The 21,857-nt window shown below is 73.5% G+C and carries 17 protein-coding genes and 1 riboswitch; of the genes, 7 read left to right on the top strand and 10 right to left on the bottom strand.

The window, feature by feature from the left end; genetic code table 11:
* Positions 1–37 precede the first annotated feature (37 nt).
* Genes ACFYT4_RS33455 through ribD form a run of 4 tightly spaced genes read right to left on the bottom strand, consistent with a single transcriptional unit; the run spans position 38 to position 3,704 of the window.
* On the bottom strand, positions 38–1,366 hold the full coding sequence (locus ACFYT4_RS33455) for a bifunctional 3,4-dihydroxy-2-butanone-4-phosphate synthase/GTP cyclohydrolase II (protein ID WP_389277770.1): 1,329 nt from the start codon (positions 1,364–1,366) through the stop codon (positions 38–40).
* Entirely contained in the window at positions 1,363–2,007 is a 645-nt protein-coding gene (locus ACFYT4_RS33450) for a nicotinamide riboside transporter PnuC (protein WP_389277767.1), read from the bottom strand. Before ACFYT4_RS33450 ends, ACFYT4_RS33455 begins: the two co-directional genes overlap by 4 nt.
* On the bottom strand, positions 2,004–2,612 hold the full coding sequence (locus ACFYT4_RS33445; RefSeq protein ID WP_389277764.1) for a riboflavin synthase: 609 nt from the start codon (positions 2,610–2,612) through the stop codon (positions 2,004–2,006). The genes ACFYT4_RS33450 and ACFYT4_RS33445 overlap by 4 nt, the downstream gene beginning before the upstream one ends.
* Positions 2,613–3,704, bottom strand: a complete 1,092-nt coding sequence (ribD, locus tag ACFYT4_RS33440) for a bifunctional diaminohydroxyphosphoribosylaminopyrimidine deaminase/5-amino-6-(5-phosphoribosylamino)uracil reductase RibD (protein WP_389277761.1) — start codon at positions 3,702–3,704, stop codon at positions 2,613–2,615. It abuts the gene before it with no gap.
* A 162-nt stretch (positions 3,705–3,866) separates the two neighbouring features.
* Positions 3,867–3,997, bottom strand: a riboswitch (FMN riboswitch).
* 289 nt (positions 3,998–4,286) lie between these two features.
* On the opposite strand from ribD, the gene ACFYT4_RS33435 reads away from it, so the two are divergent.
* Positions 4,287–5,039, top strand: coding sequence for an SDR family oxidoreductase (locus ACFYT4_RS33435; protein ID WP_389277758.1), 753 nt, complete (start codon positions 4,287–4,289; stop codon positions 5,037–5,039).
* Between the two features lie 303 nt (positions 5,040–5,342).
* Here the strand turns inward: ACFYT4_RS33435 and ACFYT4_RS33430 are convergent, their stop codons facing one another.
* Positions 5,343–6,512, bottom strand: a complete 1,170-nt coding sequence (locus ACFYT4_RS33430) for an ROK family protein (RefSeq protein WP_389277755.1) — start codon at positions 6,510–6,512, stop codon at positions 5,343–5,345.
* 107 nt (positions 6,513–6,619) lie between these two features.
* Between ACFYT4_RS33430 and ACFYT4_RS33425 the strand changes: the two genes are divergently transcribed.
* From ACFYT4_RS33425 to ACFYT4_RS33415, 3 genes are all read left to right on the top strand, one after another.
* Positions 6,620–7,834, top strand: coding sequence for an MFS transporter (locus tag ACFYT4_RS33425; RefSeq protein ID WP_389277752.1), 1,215 nt, complete (start codon positions 6,620–6,622; stop codon positions 7,832–7,834).
* A gap of 158 nt (positions 7,835–7,992) precedes the next feature.
* A complete protein-coding gene (locus ACFYT4_RS33420) occupies positions 7,993–9,480 on the top strand; it encodes a uracil-xanthine permease family protein (RefSeq protein WP_389277749.1) in 1,488 nt (495 codons plus the stop codon).
* A 71-nt stretch (positions 9,481–9,551) separates the two neighbouring features.
* Entirely contained in the window at positions 9,552–10,238 is a 687-nt protein-coding gene (locus ACFYT4_RS33415; RefSeq protein WP_389277746.1) for a DUF5995 family protein, read from the top strand.
* A gap of 102 nt (positions 10,239–10,340) precedes the next feature.
* On the opposite strand, the gene ACFYT4_RS33410 is transcribed toward ACFYT4_RS33415, so the two are convergent.
* From ACFYT4_RS33410 to ACFYT4_RS33395, 4 genes are all read right to left on the bottom strand, one after another.
* Positions 10,341–12,047, bottom strand: a complete 1,707-nt coding sequence (locus ACFYT4_RS33410; RefSeq protein WP_389277743.1) for a flavin monoamine oxidase family protein — start codon at positions 12,045–12,047, stop codon at positions 10,341–10,343.
* 469 nt (positions 12,048–12,516) lie between these two features.
* Positions 12,517–12,972 carry an Lrp/AsnC family transcriptional regulator gene (locus tag ACFYT4_RS33405; protein WP_389277740.1) on the bottom strand — a complete coding sequence of 152 codons (456 nt, stop codon included), beginning with the start codon at positions 12,970–12,972 and terminating at the stop codon, positions 12,517–12,519.
* A gap of 170 nt (positions 12,973–13,142) precedes the next feature.
* The gene (locus ACFYT4_RS33400; protein ID WP_389277809.1) at positions 13,143–13,535 is read right to left on the bottom strand and encodes a roadblock/LC7 domain-containing protein; all 393 of its coding nucleotides are present in this window, start codon (positions 13,533–13,535) and stop codon (positions 13,143–13,145) included.
* A gap of 73 nt (positions 13,536–13,608) precedes the next feature.
* On the bottom strand, positions 13,609–16,230 hold the full coding sequence (locus ACFYT4_RS33395; RefSeq protein ID WP_389277737.1) for a nitrate- and nitrite sensing domain-containing protein: 2,622 nt from the start codon (positions 16,228–16,230) through the stop codon (positions 13,609–13,611).
* 254 nt (positions 16,231–16,484) lie between these two features.
* Between ACFYT4_RS33395 and ACFYT4_RS33390 the strand changes: the two genes are divergently transcribed.
* The gene (locus ACFYT4_RS33390; protein ID WP_389277734.1) at positions 16,485–17,648 is read left to right on the top strand and encodes a GDSL-type esterase/lipase family protein; all 1,164 of its coding nucleotides are present in this window, start codon (positions 16,485–16,487) and stop codon (positions 17,646–17,648) included.
* 81 nt (positions 17,649–17,729) lie between these two features.
* Here the strand turns inward: ACFYT4_RS33390 and ACFYT4_RS33385 are convergent, their stop codons facing one another.
* Positions 17,730–19,370: a penicillin-binding transpeptidase domain-containing protein gene (locus tag ACFYT4_RS33385; protein ID WP_389277731.1), complete on the bottom strand. Its 1,641-nt coding sequence runs from the start codon at positions 19,368–19,370 to the stop codon at positions 17,730–17,732.
* Positions 19,371–19,456: 86 nt separating this feature from the next.
* On the opposite strand from ACFYT4_RS33385, the gene ACFYT4_RS33380 reads away from it, so the two are divergent.
* Together ACFYT4_RS33380 and ACFYT4_RS33375 are read left to right on the top strand one after the other, a co-directional pair.
* A complete protein-coding gene (locus ACFYT4_RS33380; RefSeq protein WP_389277806.1) occupies positions 19,457–20,458 on the top strand; it encodes a LysR family transcriptional regulator in 1,002 nt (333 codons plus the stop codon).
* The gene (locus ACFYT4_RS33375) at positions 20,455–21,369 is read left to right on the top strand and encodes a serine hydrolase (RefSeq protein ID WP_389277728.1); all 915 of its coding nucleotides are present in this window, start codon (positions 20,455–20,457) and stop codon (positions 21,367–21,369) included. Before ACFYT4_RS33380 ends, ACFYT4_RS33375 begins: the two co-directional genes overlap by 4 nt.
* Positions 21,370–21,857 lie beyond the last annotated feature (488 nt).

The raw sequence follows: 21,857 nt of genomic DNA, 5'->3' as shown, positions 1-21,857 counted from the left end.
GCCGGACAACGGCGGTGGCGCCGGTTCCCGGACCGGGTCACTGGTTGCCGCAGGCGGACACGCCCGCGGGGTCGAGCCAGGGCAGGTCATGCCCCATCCGGTCGCGCTTGGTCCGCAGGTACCGCAGATTGTGCTCATCGGCCTGGACCGGCATCGGCTCACGGCCGTGGACGGTCAGGCCGTGCCGCACGAGCGCGCTGATCTTGTCGGGGTTGTTGGTCATCAGCCGCAGGCCGCGCACCCCGAGGTCGGTGAGGATCTGGGCGCCGGCCGCGTAGTCGCGGGCGTCGGCGGGCAGACCGAGTTCGAGATTGGCGTCGAGGGTGTCCCGGCCGCGCTCCTGGAGTTCGTACGCGCGCAGCTTGGACAGCAGACCGATACCGCGGCCCTCGTGGCCGCGCAGATAGACGACGACTCCGCGGCCCTTGTCGGTGATGTGCCGCATGGACGCCTCCAGCTGGGGGCCGCAGTCGCAGCGCAGCGAGTGGAAGACATCACCGGTCAGGCACTCGGAGTGGACTCGTACGAGCACGTCCTCGCCGTCGCCGATCTCGCCGTGGACGAGGGCGACGTGCTCGACGCCGTCGATGGCGGAGCGGTAGCCGTAGGCGGTGAACTGCCCGAAGGCGGTGGGCAGATTGACCTCGGCCTCGCGCCGGACGGTCGGTTCGGACGAGCGCCGGTAGGCGATCAGGTCCTCGATGGAGATGATCGTCAGTCCGTGCTTGCGGGCGAACGGGATCAGCTCGGGCAGCCGCAGCATCACCCCGTCCTCGCCCGCGATCTCCACGACCACACCGGCGGGGCGGAGCCCCGCGAGCCGGGCCAGGTCGACGGCGGCCTCGGTGTGGCCGTTGCGCGTCAGCACTCCGCCGGGCTTGGCGCGCAGCGGGAAGACGTGGCCGGGGCGCACGAAGTCGGACGGCTCGGCCCGGCCCGTCGCGAGCAGCCGGAGGGTGGTGGCGCGGTCGGAGGCGGAGATGCCGGTGGTGACGCCGTAGGAGGGCGCGGCGTCCACGGAGACGGTGAACGCGGTCTGCATGGACTCGGTGTTGCGCTCGACCATCTGCGGCAGGTCGAGCCGGTCCAGCTCGTCGCTCTCCATGGGCGCGCAGATCAGGCCGCGGCACTCGGTCATCATGAAGGCGACGATCTCGGGGGTGGCCTTCTCGGCGGCCATCACGAGGTCGCCCTCGTTCTCCCGGTCCTCGTCGTCGACGACCACCACGGGCCGGCCCGCGGCGATGTCCCGGACGGCGTGCTCGACGGGGTCGAGGGCGAAGTCCTCGGCGTTGTCGGTGGAGTACCAGGTGGGCGTCCGGGGGGCGGCGCGGGGTGTCTCGTGCAGTGACGGGTGGGTGGTCATGCCGGTGCTCCTTCCAGAGCGGGGGTTCGGGAGCGCAGCCACCAGTCGCGCATGCCCCACAGGACGAACGCGAAGTAGACCACGTAGACCAGGCCGGAGAAGGCCAGGCCGCTGCTGAAGGCGAGGGGCACGCCGACGAGGTCGACGAGCAGCCAGGCGAACCAGAACTCGATGAGGCCGCGCGCCTGGGCGATCATCGCGACGAGGGTGCCGACGAAGATGTACGCGTCGGCCCAGGGGCTCCACGACAGGGACGGGTAGAGCGTGAACAGCCCGCCCACGGCGAGCGTTCCGGCGATCGCGCCCGCGGCGAGGACGCCGCGTTCCCTCCAGGTGGCGAACCGGACGGCGACGGAGCCGTCCTGGGCGTGGCGCCGCCCGCGGGTCCACTGGTGCCAGCCCCACACGGCCACCGCGATCACCAGGAACTGCTTGCCCACACCACCGGTGAGCTGGGCGGACGCATAGGCGGCGACGAGGATCGCGCCGGCGACGAGTTGGACGGGCCAGGTCCACACGGATCGCCGCCAGCCGAGCGCGAGGGCGATCAGTCCGACGATGTTGCCGATCATGTCGGACCACTTGATGTGCTGTCCGAAGGCCGTGAACGCCTCGGAGTTCAGCCAGGAGATCCCGCTCACCGGTCCGCTGCCCCGGCCCGGTCCCCGAGCAGCCGCTCGACGTACTTGGCGATGACGTCGACCTCCAGATTGACGGGGTCGCCGGGCTGCTTGATGCCGAGCGTGGTCAGCGCGAGGGTGGTGGGGATGAGGCTGACGGTGAAGTGGTCGGCGGCCGCGTCCACGACGGTGAGGCTGACGCCGTCGACGGTGATGGAGCCCTTCTCGACGACGTAGCGGGCGAGCCCGGCGGGGAGGGAGATCTTCACGATCTCCCAGTTCTCCGACGGGGTGCGGCCGAGGACCGTGCCGACGGAGTCGACATGTCCCTGGACGATGTGCCCGCCGAGGCGTCCGCCGACGGCCATGGGCCGTTCCAGATTGACGCGGGAGCCCTCGGTGAGCGCCCCGAGGCTGGAGCGCTTGAGGGTCTCGGCCATCACATCGGCGGTGAACTCGCCGTCGGCGGTCTCGACGACGGTGAGACAGACGCCGTTGACGGCGATCGAGTCGCCGTGGCCGGCGCCCTCGGTGACGAGGGGGCCGCGCAGTCGGAAGCGGGAGGCGTCGCCGAGGTTCTCGACGGCCGTGACCTCACCCAGTTCTTCGACGATTCCGGTGAACACTCAGCGCTCCTTGGGTGCGGTTGCGGGGACGGCGGTGACGCGCAGATCCGGTCCGATGCGGGCGGTCTCGGTCATGTCGAGCCGCAACGCTTCGCCGATCGTGGTGATTCCGGCACCGGCGAGGGCGGCCGGACCGGCGCCGAGGAGTACGGGGGCGAGATAGCCGACGACCTTGTCGACCGCGCCCGCGGCGACGAAGGCCCCGGCGAGGGTCGGGCCGCCTTCGAGGAGTACGGAGCGCACGCCCCGGCCGTACAGCTCCGCGAGGAGGGCGGGGACGGAGAGCCCCCGCTCGTCGGCGGGGAGTCTGACCACGTCGGCGCCCGGCAGATGGCCGGTGTCGGCGCTCTCGCCGACGGCGATCAGGGTCGGTGCGGCCGAGTCCAGGACCCGGGCGGTGGGCCGGACGGTCGCACGGGTGTCGAGGACCACCCGCAGGGGCTGGGTGACACCCTCGATGCCGCGCACGGCGAGATGCGGGTCGTCCGCCCGCAGTGTGCCGGAGCCGACGACGACGGCGTCCGCCTCGGCGCGCAGCCGGTGGACGTCGGCGCGGGACTCGGGCGAGGTGATCCAGCGGCTGGTGCGGTCCTGGGCGGCGATCCGGCCGTCGAGGGTGGCGGCGTACTTCCACAGGACATGGGGGCGGCCGGTGCGCACGGCGGTGAGCCAGGCGCTGTTGCCCTCCTCGGCTTCGGCCGCGAGCGGACCGGGATCGACCTCGACACCGGCGGCGCGCAGGGTCTTCGCACCACCGGTGGCCCGCGGGTCCGGGTCGCCGACCGCGTACACGACACGGCTGATTCCGGCGTCGATCAGCGCCTGGGCGCAGGGCCCGGTGCGTCCGGTGTGGTTGCAGGGTTCGAGGGTGACGTACGCGGTGCCGCCGCGGGCTCGTCCGCCCGCCGCGCGCAGGGCGTTGATCTCGGCGTGCGGGCCGCCCGCGCGCCGGTGGTACCCCTCGCCCGCGGTCCGTCCCGACGCGTCCGTGATGACGCATCCGACGACCGGGTTGGGGCTGGTGGAGCCGAGGCCGCGGGCGGCGAGCGCGATCGCTCGGCGCATGGCGGTGATGTCGGCTGCGGTGGCCACCGGGTCCTCCTGCCTCTTCGGGCACGGACTCCGGGGCCTGTCGATGACGACAGAGAGCGGGACAACACCGTACGGCTCGCGCTCGGGCCGCGGGGCTCGCGGGACGCCCATCGAGGAACGATCCGCTCCGCCTACGGCCGGCGTGCCGGAAAGGGCCGCCCGCCGCGCACTGCCTCCCTTCCGGACTTTAACCGTCGGTCCAGGAATCTCACCTGGTCAACCGGCCGCCGGCTGCGGTCGGGTCGCGGACTGTAACCGCCGGTTCGGAATTTCACCGACCCCGGAGTGCGCTGCTGCTGAATACAGGGACAGTGTGCCATGTACAGCCGGAAGCCCGATGAGCGGGCGACTGTGGGCTGACTCACAGGTAATCCGGCGGGATTGCGGGCATGTGCCTCCGCGCTGCGGGAGGGCACATCCCTATTGACGCAATGGTCTAGTCCTTTTAGTCTCGGCGGCATCTCCGCTCGCGCGCGGGATGCGGACGCCCGGCGGCGGAGTCCCGGCCCTTGCCGTCGCCGGGCTTCCACGCCTCCGGGGCCTGCCCTCGCCGGGCTTCTGGGCCTCTGGCACCCTGATGCCATGGCCTTGGTTCTGGTGACGGGTGGTACGGGAACGCTCGGCAGACCGGTGTGCGACCGGCTGCGGGCCCTCGGGCACGAGGTCCGGGTGCTCAGCCGGCACTCGCCGCCGTACGCCGTCGATCTGCGCGACGGTACGGGACTCGGCGCGGCCGTCGAGGGCGTGGACACGATCGTCCACTGCGCCTCCAGCCCGCGCGGAGGCGACGAGAAGGCGGTGGAGAACCTGCTGGCCGCGGCGCGCACGGCCGGGGTCGGGCATCTGGTGTACATCTCGATCGTCGGCGTCGACCGGGTACCGCTCGGCTACTACCGAGTGAAGCACCGGGTCGAGCGCCTGATCGAGCGGGCGGGCGAGTCCCAGGGCCCCGGGTGGACGGTGCTGCGGACCACCCAGTTCCACGATCTGGTGCTCCAGGTGCTCTCGGGCGCGGCCCGGCTGCCCCTGGTGCTGCCGGTGCCGTCGGGCGTGAGCGTCCAGCCCGTCGACACGGCCGAAGTCGCCGACCGGCTGGCGCAGTTGGCCGCCGGCCCGCCCGGGGGCCGGGTGCCCGACATGGGCGGTCCCGAGGTCCGCCCGCTGCGTGAGCTGGCCGAGGTGTATCTGCGCGCGTCGGGCCGTCGGCGCACGGTCGTGCCGGTCCGCCTCGCCGGGAAGGCGTACGCGCGGTTCCGCGCCGGGGGGCATCTGACACCGGGGCACGCGGTGGGACGCGTGACGTTCGAGGAGTTCCTCGGCCGCCGGCTCCCCTGACCGGCGCACCCGCGTCACACGAACCGGGGCCCCGCAAGCGGGGGTTGCGGGTTGTGAGCAGGCGAGAGGTACGCGCCGGGCGGACGTACGCACCGGTCCATGGGCAACCGGTCCGCGGTACACGCCTAGGTCCGCGCCGGTCCGAGCTCTGGGGTGCGCCGGTCCGAGCCGGCCGTACGCGGCAGACGGCACCACCCGGACGACCGTACGCGGCGGTCGGCGGTGCACGGCCGCCTGCGGCGGACCTCCCCGGCGGCAGGAACCCGCGTGCCGGGCCATGGCCGGGGAGCCGGCGGCGGCCGCTCAGCCGCCCGGGCCGAAGAGGTCCTCCTGGGCCGTGTCGCGGGCACGCAGGAGCGCGCCCCGGAGGACCGCGCCGCCGCCCAGTTCGCCCGCGCGGACCGTGGTCGGCAGGGGGGTGAGCCCGGACAGGAACGACTCGACCCTGGCGGCCAGTTCGGGGCCGCCCGCGTGGCCGGTCTCGCCGCCGAGGACGACACAGCCGGGGTCGACGACGGAGGCGACCGCGGCCGCCCCCAGGGCGAGGCGCCGGGCGAGGGCGTCCAGGAACGCGTCATGGCCCGACGTCACCGCGGCGGCGACCGCGGCCGCCGCCGCGGGTCCCGGAGCGCCGGGCACCTCCAGACCGTGCTCCGCGGCGAGCGCGCAGATCGCCGCGGAGCCCGCGAGCGAGTGGAAGCCGCCGCCGCAGTCGGAGGCGGAGGGCAGCCCCCCGGTGCCGGGTACCGGGAGGAAGCCGATCTCGCCCGCACCGCCCGACGCGCCCCTGCGCAGCCGCCCGTCGAGGAAGAGCGCCGCGCCCACTCCCAGGCCCAGCCACAGGAGGACGAAGGTGTCACGGTCCCGGGCCGCGCCCGTGCGCTGTTCGGCGACGGCCGCGAGATTGGTCTCGTTCTCCAGGACGATCCGCGCCGGCAGCCGCTGCTGGAGCGCGGCGACCAGACGGCGGTGCCACGCGGGCAGCCCGCCGGAGTCCCGGAGTTCGCCGGTGACCGGGTCGATCAGGCCCGGTACGCCGATGCCGACGCTGTGCAGCCGGGGCGCCCCCGCCTCGCGCGCGGTCCGCTCCAGCAGGGCCGCCGCCCGCTCGACCGCGGGCTCCGTCCCGGTGTCCCGGCCGATGGGCAGGGCGGCCTCGGCGAGAGTGACCCCCAGCAGATCGGCGACCACCAGCGAGACACCCTGGGTGCGTACGTCGAGGGCCGCGAGATGCGCGCGGTCGGCGACGATTCCGTACACCCGCGCGTTGGGCCCCCGCCGCTCCGCGCCCGTCTCGCCGACGACCCGGATCAGCCCGGAGCCCTGGAGCCGCTCCACCAGATCGGCGACCGTCGGCCGGGAGAGTCCGGTCATGGTCTTCAGCTGCGCCGCCGTCAACGGGCCCTCGCTCTGGAGCAGCCGAAGGGCGGACCGGTCGTTGATGACCCGGGCGGTGCTCGGGGATGCGGGCATGCCGGAATCCTTCCAGATCAGCGGTCGGTCCTGCTTCGGGGGTTAACTATCAGGCAGGGTTCCTGATAGTTTACTCGAACCCGAATCGGCTCAGGAGGGGCACCGATATGGCTGACGAAGGACACGCCGGACCGCGACAGTTGGTGAGAGCACGGTTCGCCGTGGCCGCGGTCTTCTGTGTGCACGGAGCCGTGACCGGCAGCTTCGCCACCCGTATCCCCTGGATCCAGGACCACGCCGGGGTCGGTGCCGGACAGCTCGGGCTCGCGCTGGCCTTCCCCGCACTGGGCGCGTCCGTGGCCATGCCGCTGGCGGGCGCGATCAGCCATCGCTTCGGCGCGCGCAACGCCCTGCGCGGACTGCTCACCCTGTGGACCCTGTCCCTGACCCTGCCCGCGCTCGCCCCGAACCTGGTGACGCTCTGTACGGCCCTGTTCGTGTACGGGGCGACGTCCGGGATGTCGGACGTGGCGATGAACGCCCTCGGTGTGGAGGTCGAGAACCGGCTCGACCGCTCGATCATGTCCAGCCTGCACGGCATGTGGAGCGCGGGCGCCCTCATCGGCTCGGCGGGCGGCACCCTGGCCGCCCATCTCGGCAGCGACGCCCGGGTGCACCACGCCGTCGCGGCGGCGGTCCTGACCGCACTCGGGCTGATCGCCTGTCAGGGCGTACTGGATCTGCGCGGCTCACCCGACGAGGAGCCGCCGCCCCGGTTCACGCTGCCGCCCAAGTCCGCGGTGATCATCGGGGCGGTCGGGTTCTGCGCGGTCTTCGCGGAGGGCGCGAGCCTGGACTGGTCGGCGGTCTATCTGCGGGACGTCCTCGACACATCGCCGGGCCTGGCCGCGGCCTCCACCACGGCCTTCGCGCTGACGATGGCGGTGGCACGGCTCGCGGGCGACCGGATCGTGGACCGCTTCGGGCCGGTGCGTACGGTCCGGGTGGGCGGTGTGCTGGCGACGGCGGGCGGACTGATGGTCGTCCTCGCGCCCCATCCCGCGCTGGCGATGACCGGATTCGGCTGCCTCGGGCTCGGGGTCGCCGTGGTCGTCCCCCTGGCCTTCGCCGCGGCCGGGCGCAACGGCCCGCGACCGAGCCAGGCCATCGCGGGCGTCGCCACCATCACCTACACCTCCAGCCTGATCGCGCCCTCGGCGATCGGCGCGGTCGCCGACGCGACGAGCCTGGTGGTGTCGTTCGGGCTGGTGACGGCGCTGGCCTTCGGCCTGGTCCTGTGCGCGGGGGTGCTGCGCTCGGCCGGGCGGGACGGTGTCCGCGCGGCTTCGCAGGAGAGTCCCGCCACGGAACCGCGTCCCTGACCCTTCCGGCGGGACGCCGGGTCCGGGCGGGCCCGCTCCCCGCACGACGGGCGGTGGCGAGGACCTCGGCGCGACCCCAAGCGGAAGGCCCCATTACGATTGCGCCCGGTCATCGAACAGCCGGCATCTGCCGGAACCCTGGAGAAGTGGAGCCGCCCGTGAACCTCGGCGTGCGCTGGACCCTGCACGGCGATGGGCGGACCCCCGCTCCCGGCGCCGTCGTACGCCCCGACGAACGGCTCTCCTGGCCCCGGACGGCGGGACTCGGCGCCCAGCATGTGGTGGCGATGTTCGGGGCGTCGTTCGTCGCCCCGGTGCTGATGGGGCTCGACCCCAACCTCGCGATCATGATGTCCGGTGTCGCGACGATGATCTTCCTGCTGGCCACCCGGGGCAAGGTCCCCAGCTACCTCGGCTGCTCGCTGTCCTTCGTGGGTGTCGCCGCCACGATCCGGGCGAGCGGGGGCGACAGCGCCAGCGTCACGGGCGCGGTCCTCGTCGTCGGCGCCGCCCTCTTCCTCGCGGGGCTCGCGGTCCAGCGCTTCGGCGCCCGGATCATCCATGCCGCGATGCCGCCGATCGTGACGGGCGCGGTCGTGATGCTGATCGGCTTCAACCTCGCACCCGTGACGGCCAGTACTTACTGGCCGCAGGACCAGTGGACGGCTCTGCTCGTGATGCTGTTCACCGGGCTCGCCGTCGTCTGTCTGCGCGGCTTCCTCTCCCGTATCGCGATCTTCCTGGGCCTGGTCTTCGGTTACGCGCTCTCCTGGGTGCTCGACCGGGTCTTCGGAAGAATCCACTCCCCCGCGGGCGGTGCGGAGGCCGTGGACCACTGGCGGCTCGACCTCTCGGCGGTCGGCCGGGCCGACTGGATCGGGCTGCCGTCGTTCCACGCCCCGAGCTTCGAGTGGTCCGCGATCCTGGTCGCCCTCCCGGTCGTCATCGCGCTGATCGCGGAGAACGCCGGACACGTCAAAGCCGTCGGCGAGATGACCGGGGAGCCCCTCGACGACAAGCTCGGCACCGCGATCGCCGCCGACGGCGCCGCGTCGATGCTCTCCACCGCCGTGGGCGGGCCGCCGAACACCACGTACTCCGAGAACATCGGTGTCATGGCCGCCACCCGGGTCTACTCCACGGCCGCGTACTGGGCCGCGGCGGGCTTCGCGCTCCTCTTCGGCCTCTGCCCCAAGTTCGGCGCGATCGTCGCGGCGATCCCCGGGGGTGTGCTCGGCGGCATCACCGTGATCCTGTACGGGATGATCGGACTGCTCGGCGCGCAGATCTGGATCAACGCCAAGGTGGATCTGCGCAATCCGCTCAACCTCGTTCCGGCGGCCGCGGGCATCATCATCGGTGTCGGCGGGGTCAGCCTGAAGGTCACGGACAATTTCGAGCTGAGCGGGATCGCACTCGGGACCATCGTGGTGATCACCGGGTACCACGTGCTGCGGGCGTTCGCCCCGGCGCACATGAAGACGGCCGAACCGCTGCTGGACGCGGGCACCTCGACGTACGACTCGGCGAGCGTCGGCACCGACACCCCAACCGCCGACTCCTCCGGTCCCGCGACCGGACCGCGCCCGGGACCGGATTCCGCGTCCGGTGCGGAAGGGGACAAGGGGTCCGCCTCCGGGCGGTAGTCCGTCCCCCGTTCCGGGGACGTCACGCCCGGTCCCCGCCCGGGTGCCCGGTCCGCTGGGACGCTGGCCGCATGGCCCATACGGAGCAGTTCGTGACAGCCGGCGTGACGGAACCGGTCGGGCGGATGCGGGAGTTCCGCTCCCGCTGGCCCTCCGAGGACGGCGTCGCCGTCTTCAACCGCGTCTACCTGGCGGTGACCGAGGAGGTCGGCCGGCGGATCGACGCGGGCGAGTTCCCCGACCGCGGGGCGGCCGTGACGCTCGGCGTCCTCTTCGCCCGCCGCTATCTGACGGCCGTCGAACGGGCCGAGTCGGGCGCACGGCCGCCTGCCTGCTGGCGTCCGCTCTTCCGGTACCGGCGCCACCCCGGCGTACGGACGATCCAGTTCGCTCTCGCCGGGATCAACGCCCATATCGGACACGACCTGGCGCTCGCGGTGGTGGACTCCTGCGAGGCGCTCGGGTGTGAACCCGCCGATCTGGAGGACGAGTTCGACCGGGTGGGCGAGATCCTCACGGTCATGGAGGAGCGCGTCCGCGAGGATCTGATGCCCGGTCCCGATCTGCTGGAGACCGCCGGTCCGCTCACCCATCTGCTGGGCTCCTGGAGCCTGGACCGGGCCCGCGACGGCGCGTGGTCGGCGGCCAGGCTGCTCTGGAACGTGCGCCGGCTCCCCGATCTGGCCGGGGAGTTCACCGAAGGGCTGGACAGGGCCGTCGGCCTGGTCGGGCGCTGTCTACTCACCCCCTGGGCCTGAGCCCGGCCCGCCACCGGCCGTCCGCGCACCGGCCTCCCGGGAAGCCATGGGCGGCCACCACCCCCGGGGCCGCCGCATGCGGCCCCGGCCCGCCCGCGCCCGTCAGTCGTCCGGCAGTTCGACGGGCGCGATCCCTTCGTACACGTCACCCGGCCCCGGGTTGCCCGGATCGGTCGTACCACCGAGGTGGTTCATCACTCCCCACACCGCGTTGAGCGCGGTCTGCACGGCGCCCTCGGCCCAGCCCGCCGTCCAGGAGATGTCGTCGCCCGCCAGGAAGATGCCGCGCTTCTCCTCGGGCAGCGTCCCCTGCATGAAGTGCGTGAACAGCCTGCGCTGATAGCGGTAGTGGCCGGGCAGGTTCGCCTTGAACGCGCCCATGAAGTACGGCTCGTTCTCCCAGGACACCGTCACCGGGCTGCCGATGATGTGGCTTCGGATGTCGACATGCGGATAGATCTCGCCGAGTGACGTCAACATGACCTCCATCCGCTCGTTCGCCGACAGCGGCAGCCACTTCAGGCTGTCGTCGCACCAGGTGTACGAGAGGCAGATGACGGCCGGCCTGCCGGGGCCGTTGTCCAGGAGGTACGTGCCCCGGGTCATCCGGTCCGTCAGCGTCATCGACATGACGTCCCGCCCGGTCGGATTCCCCCGGTCGTCGACGGCCTCGTCCAGCCAGAACGGCCGGTCGACCGGGACGAACAGCTTGGAGGACTCCATGTAGTGGGTGCGCTCGATCGCGGTCCAGTGGTCGATCGGGAAGAGGGCGTCGTCACAGGCGATCTGGGACAGCAGCATCCAGGACTGCGCGGTGAAGACGGCGGCCTTGTACGTACGGATGTTCCCGGTCGCGTCCGTGACGGTGATCCGGTTGCCCGCCGTGCGGCTCATCCGCGTGACGGCCGGCCGGGGCTCCCCGCCGTGGAGGGAGGCGAGCGAGGTGCCGCGTGCCCAGTGCACGATCTTCGCGGGCTCCCGCTCCCAGAGCCGCAGCGGCAGTTGCTGGCTGCCCTCGACGATGCCCCGGTGGTGATCGTCCGCCTCCGAGTAGACGACCCGGAGGATCTCCAGGATGGAGTTGGGGAAGTCGGTGTCCCAGCCGCCCGTACCGAAGCCGACCTGCCCGAAGATCTCCCGGTGGCGGAACGACCGGAACGACTCCGACGCGCACAGGAACCCGTAGAAGGTCTGGTCGTCGAGCTTCTCCACCAGCCGCGACCAGATCTCCCGGATGCGCGGCACATCCCGCTCGCGCATGGCGCGGTTCATGTCGGAGAAGTCGGCCCCCTCCTCCAGGCAGGTGTTCCAGGCCTCCATCACATCGCGGTAGACCTGCGGCAGATCGTCGATGGTCACGGCGTAGTGGGACCGGCCCTTGAGATCGACCACGGTCGACGGGGTGCCTGGGGCGAGCGGATTGGGAAAGGGCCGGGTCGTCAGCCCCACCAGGTCGATGTAGTGCTGAAGCGCGGTGGACGAGGGCGGAAAGCGCATCGCGCCCATCTCCGCGCTCAGCCCGGGGTCGCAGCCGTCGAATCCGACCGTCCGCAGCCGTCCGCCGATCCGGTCCGCCTCGTACAGGACGGGCCGGAGTCCCATCTTCATCAGCTCGTACGCGGCGACCAGCCCGGAGAGCCCGCCGCCGACCACCGCGACCTCGGTGCCGTGCTCCGTCGCCGGAATCTGCCCGAGCCCCGCGGGGTGGGCGAGGAAGTCGTCGTACGCGTACGGGAAGTCCGGACCGAACATCGTGATCGGCGGCTGCGCGTCGGTGTGCTGGACGGCGGTGGGCACCGTGGACGTCATGGGGTACGGACTCCTTGCGGAACGGCGATACGGCGGGGGTGCGGGAGAAGCGCCGCCGTGCGTGCCGCGGGCGTCCCGGAGTGCCCGGTGAAGGACGATTCAGACGGTACGGTCGCGGCACATACGGGGACAAGGCGCGACTGTTGCACGCATACGGCCGAATTGTTGCGCGTTCAACGTCCGTGGCGGCGATTCATTGCGCCGGGTGCGGAGGGGGCGCCACCGGCGGTCGCCGGGAGCCGCCCGGCCCGCCGGCCGCCGGCGATCGGGGACCGCGGGGCGGTGGCCGGCGGGACCCGGCCCCGGGTCGTACGGGAAGCGTCGGAGTCGTACCGGCGCCGGGCCGGCCGGAGGGGCCGGGCGGACGTGACACGGGCACGCGGTACCGGTCGGCCGTACGGGCCGGGTGGGCGCGGTCGGGGTCGTACGGGCGGCCGTGGCCCGGCGCGCCCGGGGTGCGGCGGAACGGTCAGGCGGGCGAGCCCGAGGAGAAGCGGCGCAGCAGCGGGGAGAGCACCAGAACCGACTTGGTGCGCTCCACGAAGGGCTCGCCCGCGATCCGTTCCAGCACACGCTCGAAGTGGCGCATGTCGGAGGCGAAGACCTGGACGACGGCGTCGGCCTCCCCGGTGACGGTGGACGCCGACACGACCTCGGGGTAGCGCTTGAGCCCGCGCTCGATCGCCTCGGGCGACGTGTTGCTGCGGCAGTACAGCTCGATGAACCCCTCGGTCTCCCAGCCGAGCGCGGCCGGATCGACGCGTACGGTGAAGCCGGTGATGGCCCCCACGGCGCGCAGCCGGTCCACCCGCCGTTTCACGGCGGGGGCGGAGAGGCCCACGAGGGAGCCGATGTCGGCGTAGGAGCGGCGGGCGTCCTCCGCGAGGGCGTGGACGATGCGTTCGTCGAGGTCGTTCAGTCGCACTGCGGGTGGATCACTTCTCTGCGGTGGCCGGTCGGGGGCGGCGGGTGCCGTCACCGCAGTAGAACACGGCCGGGGCCGCCCGCCGGTACCGGGCGGCCCGCGGGACCGCCGTCGTACCGGCGACGGCTCCGCCGGGCCCGCGGGTGCGGGGCGTGTACCGGCGGCCGGGGTCAGTCCTCGTCGCCCTCCGAGCGGGTCCGTACGCCCATGTGCCGACCCACCCGCCTGACCAGGAGCGCCATCTCGTGGGCGAGCTGTCCGACGTCGGTCTCGATGTCGGACAGCACGGCGAGCCGGCTGCCGTCGCCCGCCGGGGTGATGAACAGGAACGCGTTGTCGAGCATCACCATGGTCTGGCGCACCCGGCCCGCGTGGAAGCGGTCGCCCGCCTCCTTCGCGAGACTGTGGAAGCCCGCGCAGACGGCGGAGAGGTGGTCGATGTCCCGTTTGACCATGCCCCGGGACGCACTGGTCGGCAGGCCGTCCGCGGTGAGCAGCACCGCTTGGCGCACATGGCCGGTCCGGGCGACCAGGTCGTCCAGGAGCCAGCCGAGTCCCGCCACGTCCTCGTCTTCCCGTTCGCCGCGCGAGCCGCCGCCCGGGCCTCTCTCGGGCGTGCTGCCGGGAATGCTGTCGTCAGCCAATGTCGTCGGTCCCTTCCTCCGTCGTGCGGGATTGCGGCACGGTCTGCGCGGACTCCGGCCGCTCCCCCAGTCCGACACCGCGGCGGCCGCGGGCCAGGCCCTGCTGGAACGCTCCGAAGATGGAGCGCATCTCCTCGGCGGACACCTCCCGTTCGGGGCCGTCCGGCTCGCTCCCGGACGCGTTCCTGAGCGAGGGCGCGAGGGATGCCTGACGCACCCGTGTGGGCAGGCGGCCCGGCGGGCGGCTGCCGGCGGGAGGCCGGGGTCCGGGCCCGGCGGCGGGCGGGTCCGGGACGGAACGCGGCCCTTGGGCCGTCGCGGGTCCGGGCGGCCCGGCCGGGACCGGTCCCTGCCCCGGTGCGGGGGCGGACGCGGGCATCGGCGGGACCGGCCCCGGGGCGTGTTCCTCGGCGGCGCGCTCGTGGGTCATCTCCACGGAGGTGAGCGTGCGAGGGAAGGGCACGGGCCGCATGGCACTCAGCCGGTCCTCGGGGTCCGCGGAGCCGGCGGAGGCACCTGCCCCGGCCGGACCGCGCCCGCTCCCGGGCCGCTCCCGCTCCGCCGCCGCGGGTCCCGAGCCTGCGCCCGGCCCCTGACCGGCCTCCGCACCCGACCCCGGTCTCGTACCGGCTCCCGCACCCGGTCTCGTACCGGCTTCCGCGGCGGGCTCCGCACCCGGACCGGGTTCCGGGGCCGCCTTCGCCCGCGTCTTCGTCCCGCCGCCGGTGCGGCCCCCGGGGGTCCCGGCGGTCGCGATCACCGCGTTCGGCAGCAGCACCACGGCCGTGGTTCCGCCGTACGGGGAACGGGTGAGGGTGACCCCGATGCCGTGCCGTTCCGCGAGCTGCCCCACCACATACAGTCCGAGCCGCTCGTCCCGGGCCGGATTGAAGTCGTGCGGGCGGGCGAGGATCCGCTGCGCCCGGTCGAGCTCCGCCGCGTCCAGCCCCAGCCCCCGGTCGTCGATCTCCAGCACGAAGCCGTTGCCGACCCGGCCCGTCCGCATGGTGACCTGGGTGTGCGGGGGCGAGTACGTGGCCGCGTTCTCGGCGAGTTCGGCGACCAGATGGATCACATCGGCGACCGCCGCGGCGGCGACGCCCACCGGGGGCATCGGCGGCACGACGACCCGGGCGTAGTCCTCGATCTCGCCGGCGGCCGCCGAGACGATGTCGGCGAGCGGCACCGGCTTGTGCCAGCGGCGCCCCGGGGTCGCGCCGGAGAGAATGATCAGCCCCTCCGCGTGCCGCCGCATCCGGGTGGTCAGATGGTCGATGCGGAACAGGTCGTCGAGGGCCGCGGGGTCGGTGGTACGGCCTTCGAGCGTGTCGACGATCTTGGACTGCCGGTGCACCAGCGCCTGGCTGCGCCGGGCGATGTTGAGCAGGACGGCGAAGACCCCCCGGTGCAGGGTGGCCTGCTGTCCGGCCGCCTCGACGGCCACGAACCGGGCCGCGTTGAGGGCCTGTCCGATCCGGACGAGCTCCTCGGGGGTCCCGGTGTCGCCGAAGGCCAGCGGCGGGGCGGCCTCGTCCGCGTCGAACTCCTCGCCCGAGCGGAGCCGCTGCATCGCGTCGGGGAGCTGACGGATCGCCAGAAGATCGGCGGAGTCGCGCAGTTCCTCCAGCCGGCGGGAGATGCGCAGGCCGCTGGCAACGGAGAACCAGGCCGACAGCCCGACCGCGATCAGCCCCGCCGCGCCCACGGCCACGGACATGGCCATCTCGCTGTCGGCGAGGTCCCCGCCCCGTTCGGCCGCGTTCAGGGACGCCTCCGTGCACTCCAGCAGATAGCGCTGGACCGCCCGGTCGGTGGTGTCCTGCCAGGTTTCGGCGCCCATGGCCCCGACGGCACCGGCGGCGCCCGCCCGCAGCAGGGTTTCCTCCTGGGCGACCAGCGCGCTGTACTCGGCGCCGCGCTCGAAGTCCGTGAACAGTTTCCGGGAGTCGTCGGGCAGGGCGGGGACGTAGGTCCGGTGGAAGACCCGCCGGTCCTCGATGGTCGCGGTGAGGGTGTCGTACTGCCGGTCGGTGAGCCGCCCGGCGGCGCGCGCCCCGGCGATGAGGGCGTCCTCGCGGGAGACGAACTCCCGCACCCGCACCAGTTCGACGACGACCTGTGCCTCACGGGCGAGCCGGCCGACCCGGACGACGGTGAGGGCGGACTGCACATCGAAGGCCGGCTCGATCAGGGCCGTGTACTCCTCGACCGCCCGGTCCCAGCCGATCTCCCGGGCCTTCACCTTCGCCCGCAGCGCCGCCAGCCCGTCGACGGCGCGGTCCATGGCGTCCAGTGACCGCCGTTCGCGGGAGGAGAGGTCCTCACCGTCGTCGTCGACGGCCTCGCGCAGGGCCCGTACGGCACGGTCGGTCGACCGATGCTGCCTCGTCAGATCGGCGACCGCGGAGGTTTCCGCGGAGGCGCCCGCGCCCAGGTACCGGGCGGAGACACGGCGTTCGGTCTGGATCTGCGCCACGGCGGTGTCGATCGGGGTGGCGAAGTCCCCGTACACGTCCTCCAGGCGCGTCAGGGCCCGCAGATCGGCGGTGAACGACACCATCGCGAAGGTCCACAGGGCCAGCAGGGCCATGACGGGTATGACCGTCAGAGTCACGATCCGCCCGCGGATCGTGGGGCGGCGTGTTCGCCGGCGCATGGTCTCCCCAGAGTGGGACAACTACTGAAAGACGGTGATTACCCTCAGGTAGGGGCAGTCAAGTTACGCGACGGGGCACCGGTCCGCAATCTTCGCGCAGACAACCGGGAACTGTGAAGACTCGTTACAGTCTTGACACTTCGTCAGCCCTGCTGCACGGTGCCGCGGGCATATCCGTCCGCGCCCGCGTTCCCGATGTTCGGAGGTCTCGCGTGACCTGGCTGGATCCCCTCCCCTTTCTGCGCGGGGTGGCCTGGCTCGACGACGGCCGGCCGGTGCGCGCCGACCCGTCCGACCTCGGCAGACTGCCACGGGACGTCGTCGAGCGGGCCGCGCTCCCCGTGGGCGTACGGCTGGAGTTCACGGCCGAGGGCGCGCGAGCGGCCGAATTCCGCTATCGCGCCTCGGCGGGCGCCGGCACACCGCCGGACTGTTTCGCGCTCTGGCAGGGCGATGTGCTCGTGGGCGAGACGTTCATCGAGCCGCCGGCGGAAGCGGTCGTCAGCCTTCCGGTCCCGGCCGCCTTCACATCCCTCACCGGAAGTCCCCGGGTGTTCACCGTTCATCCACCGGAGTCCCGGGCGCACCTGTTCCTCGGGGTGCGCGGGGTCGGCGGTGCCGTCGCCCCGGCCCCCGGCCGGCCGCGCCGGCTCGTGCACGGCGATTCGATCACCGAAGGATGGTGGTCCACGCGCCCGGCGCACTCCTGGCCCGCCAGAGTGGGCCGCTCACTCGCGCTGGACACCGTCAATCTGGGGTACGCGGGCTCCGCCCACGGCGAGCCCGCGATCGCGGAACAGCTCGCCTCACTGCCCGCCGACCTGCTCACGCTCGCTTTCGGGACCAACTGCTGGACGGGTGTCCCCAGCACTCCCCCGCTGCTGTACGAGACGGTGCGGGCGTTCCTCGCCCTGGTGCGCCAGGGGCACCCCCGCACGCCGATCCTGGTGGTCTCCCCCGTTCTCCGCCCGGCCGCCGAGCACACCCGGAACCGGCTGGGCGCCACGCTCGCCGAGCTGCGTACGGCGCTGGAACGGGCCGTACGCGCCACCATGGCCGACGACCGGTGGCTCGCCCTCCTGCCGGGGCGCGACGTCCTCGGCCCGGGGCACCTCGCCGACGGACTGCACCCCGACGACGCGGGCCACGCGGCACTGGCGGCGGCGGTGACCTCGGCACTGGCTCCCTGGGTACAGGGCTCCTCCCGCGTCCCCCGGGCGCCGGGCGAGCACGGCGGACCGCCCCACGGACGTGACCGTCCCGTGGTGAACGTCCGTGCCGGGGCGCCGGGGCGCCTCCGTCACCGGCCGGCCGGTGCGCCACGGCCTCCGCCGCGGATCGCCGCATCGCGTACGGCACCGGTCGAACAGACATGAACACCCCCGCCCGCGGTCCCGGCCCGTTCGGCGCCGTCCCCGCGAGGGTGCGATCGGTCCGGGGCCGCGTTCGGCGGCGGTTCAGCCGTTGCCCGTCACTCCGCCGAGGAACGCGGCGGCCACCGGACCCGCGTCCGCGCCCCCCGATCCGCCGTCCTCGATCAGGACCGCGAAGGCGAGGTCGCCGCGGAAGCCGATGAACCAGGCGTGGGTGCGCGGCGGGGACTCGGTGCCGTACTCGGCGGTGCCCGTCTTGGCGCCCGGCTCGCCGGACATTCCGCGCAGCGCCTCGCCGGAACCCTCGGTGACCACGGCCCGCATCAGGGACCGCAGTTCGGCCGCGGTGGCCGCCGGGAGCGGGGCCGTGGCCTTCGCGCGGTTCTTCACCGCCGCCGGTACGAGGACCGGCTGGCGGAAGGTGCCGTCCTTCACGGTCGCGGCGACCGACGCCATCACCAGCGGGCTCGCCTCCACCCGGCCCTGGCCGATCATGGCGGCGGCCTTGTCGTTGTCGCTGGTGGTGGGCGGTACCGAGCCGTCGTACGTGGTCGCGCCCGCGTTCCACTCCCGGCCGATACCGAACCACCCGGCGGCCTCGGTCAGGCTGTTGTCGTCCAGCCGGTCGCGCAGAGCGATGATGCCGGTGTTGCAGGACTGGGCGAATCCCTCCCGGAAGGTCGACCCCGGGGGCAGGAAGAACAGGTCCTGGTTCTCGAAGCTCTGGCCGTTCACCCGCTCGTAGCGGGGGCAGGGCATCGGTGTTTCCTCCCGTATCCCGTCCTCGATGAGCGCGGCGGCGGTGACCACCTTGAAGTCCGAGCCCGCCGCGTACCGCCCCCGCAGGGAACGGTTCTCGCCGGTGGGCGGATTGTCGGCCGCCGCGAGGATCTCCCCGGTGCTCGGCCGGACGGCCACGATCGCGGCGTTCTTGCTCAGCCCGCGCAGCGCGGCCTCGGCGGCCCGCTGGGTCGCGGGATCCAGCGTCGTACGGACGGGCTTGCCCGGGCGGCCCTCGGCGGTGTGCAGGGTGGCGAGGGTACTGCCGCTGGTGGTGCCGACGATGGCGACCGAGTCCGCGGGGGTTCCGGCGAGCTGCCGGTCGTAGCGGTACTGGAGTCCGCTCTTGCCCGGGCTGCCCACCAGGGCCGGGGCGAGCCCGTCCAGCGGGGTGCCGTCGGCGGCCTGCACGTCGGCGCGGTTGTCGGTGTCCGGGCGCAGGGCGAGAGCGCTCCCGTCGGTGAGGCGCGGGTGCATGACGGCCGGGCTCCAGCGCACGACCCAGCGCCCGTCCTTGCGGACCACGGGAGCCGACGACTCGTACGCCCAGGTGCTGCCGCCCTTGAGGTGGAACGTGGCGCGGAAGGCGTACGTGTCCTTGCCGGTGGACTTACCCCGGTCGAAGGACACCTTCCGCGTGGGCACGTCCTTGGCGAGCGCGGTGAGCCGGGCGCTGGCGGCGGCCGGGGCGTCGGTGTGGCGCCCGGCCCGCGCGGCGTCGCCCCCGGCCCAGGCGCCGAGGAAGCCGTCGACCGCGGCGGCCCGTTCGTCGGGCCCGGCACCGCCCTCGTCCTCGCCGAGCAGGCTCCACGCGGTGACGCCGCCTCCGGACAGCAGGAGCAGCGCGACGACCGTGGGAAGCAGACGCCGCCGTCGCCGGGGAGAGGGGGTGCCGGGGCTGTAGCCGCCACCCGCGCGGCCGGTGTGTTCGCTGTAGTCGGACATGGGGTCACCTCAGCAGGCCATGGCCCGGTCGGGCCAAGAGTCCTATGCCATGGGGACCGATATGAAAATGGCTATGATTGCTGCTTGTGGACCTGGTCAAGCATGTCCGATACTTCGTGGCCGTTACAGAAGAAAGACACTTCGGACGGGCGGCGGCACGGCTGGGTCTAGCCCAGCCGTCGCTCTCGCAGCGCATCCAGCGGCTGGAGCGGGAACTCGGCGTGCGCCTCTTCGACCGGACCAGCCGGGGCGTCGAACTGACCGAGGGCGGCCGGCTGCTGCTCGCCGAGGCGCGGCCCCTGATCGCCCAGGCGGACGCGCTGCTGGGGGTGGCCGCGCGGGTCCGCAGCGGCGCGGCGGGAGTGCTGCGCGCGGCCGTGCCGCCCGAGCTGGGCGCCGCCGTCGTCGCGGCCCTGGTCGGCGGGTTCCGGGAGCGGTCGCCCGGCGTACGGCTCGCCCTGCGCGAACTGGGGGCCGTGGTGCAGCTCGCCGAGCTGCGCGCCGGGACCCTCGACGCGGGCGTGCTGCGGCATCCCGTGGATGTGGCGGGGCTCGGTCTGGGCGAGGTGCTGTGCCGGCCGTACGGGGTGGTCCTGCCCCGCCCGCCGGACGGGGGCGCCACGGATGCCGACGGCCCCGGCCCGGACGGGGGCACGGGTACTCCGGTGCGGCTGGACTCACTCGGCGGGCTCGATCTGGTGCTGTTCCCGCAGCCCTCGGCGCCCGCCCAGCACGCGGAGACCCTGGCGGTCTGCCGGAGGCACGGCTTCGAGCCCGGCTCCGTGATCGCCGGACAGGACCCCGAGTTCGTGGACGGCATGGTCATGTCCGGGACGGCGGTGACCTTCGCCTCCCGCGACCGCAAGCTCCCCCCGGGCACGGTGTGGCACCCCGTGGAGGGCGAACCGTTGCTGGAACAGGTGTCGGCGGCCTGGCTGCGCGGACGGCAGGACGACCCGGTGGTACGGCTGTTCGCCGAGGTGGCGAAGAGTGTCCTCATCGAACGAGGAGGAATGGTCCCGGTGATGGAGACGGCTGCGGCCCGGCGGACCGCCCTGCCCGGCCCCGCCTACGGATACACGGTATGAACACGGCGGAGGCGGCCCACCGGGGCGCGGGCGGCGGTGCGGGCGGTGTCCGGTCCCGTATCCGGGCCGTGTTCACCGACGCCGGGGTCACCGGCTGGATGCACGCGCTCGATCTCGGCACCGGCGCCCAGGTCGCCGTCGGCGCGGACACCCCGGTGAGTACAGCCAGCGTCCACAAACTGTGCCTCGCGGTCACCGTGCAGCGGCTCGCCGACGAGGGGCGCGTCGACCTCGACGAACAGGTGGAATCGGACCAGGGCGACCGCACCCCCGGCCCCACCGGGCTGTCGATGCTGCGCGGCCCGGTACGGATGTCGGTGCGCGACCTGCTCGCGATGGCCCTGACGGTGAGCGACAACGCGTCGGCCGACCTGCTCCTCGACCGTGTCGGGCTCACCGAGGTCAACGACGCCATGCGTGCCCTCGGGCTGCGCCGGACCGTCGCGGTGCACACCATGCGCGACCTCATCGCGGCCGTCGACGAGGACTCCGGCGGCGACACCGCCCGGCTGGCGTCCGATCCGGCGCTCCTGGCCCGGCTGCGGGTCCTCGACCCGGCCCGCGCCAACCGCAGCACCCCACGGGAGATGACCCGGCTGCTCGCGGCACTCTGGCGCGACGAGGCGTGCTCGCCCGAGCGGGCGCGGGAACTGCGCGCGGTCCTCGGGCTCCAGGTGTGGCCGCACCGGCTCACGTCCGGGTTCCCGTACGACGACGTCCGGGTCTACGGCAAGACCGGCACCCTGCCGACGCTGCGCAACGAGGCCGGAATGGTCGAGTACCCCGACGGGGGCCGGTACGCGGTGGCCGTCTTCACCCGCTCCGCCCGCCCGGCGGCCCGCCAGCCCGCCGCCGACGCGGCGATCGGTACGGCGGCCCGCCTCGCGGTACACGCCCTGCGCGCGCCCTGACCGCCGGCCCGGAGGGGCCTCGCGCGACGAAGGTCCGTGCCTCCCGGCGCCCGGGGGTGGGGTGCCTGGGCGCAGGGGCCCGGAGCGCCCGAGGTGGGGCCTCGGTCCCGTCCGTGTCCGTCCCGTCCGTCGTGTCCGCGCCGGTGTTGCGGAGCCCCGGGCTCCGGCCGGGGCCCGGACCGCGTCGGTCATGGCCGACGGAAAGGTGCCGGGCCGCCACCGGCCGCTTCGACGACAAGATCACCGGCGCGGGACGGCTCGTTCCCCGTCCGCGGTCGAATCAACCGGGCCCGGGACCCGCGCGGGCCACGGATGCACACGACCGCGCCCACCCGCCGTCGCCCGCCCGGGCCGAGCCCCTGACCGGAACCGGGTGACACGAGGTCCCGGACCGACTAGGGCGTGTATCGAAAGTAGCGCCGTCCGCCCGGAGGGCGGGGCCTGCGGCGTCCGGTGCGTGCAATCGCAAGGCGGAGGGTCGCCCTCGT

Origin of the sequence: Streptomyces sp. NPDC004609, assembly GCF_042873655.1 — a bacterium.
Taxonomy (GTDB): Bacteria; Actinomycetota; Actinomycetes; order Streptomycetales; family Streptomycetaceae; genus Streptomyces.
Note: the sequence above shows the minus strand (reverse complement) of the source record. Positions and strands in the feature narration are given on the sequence as shown.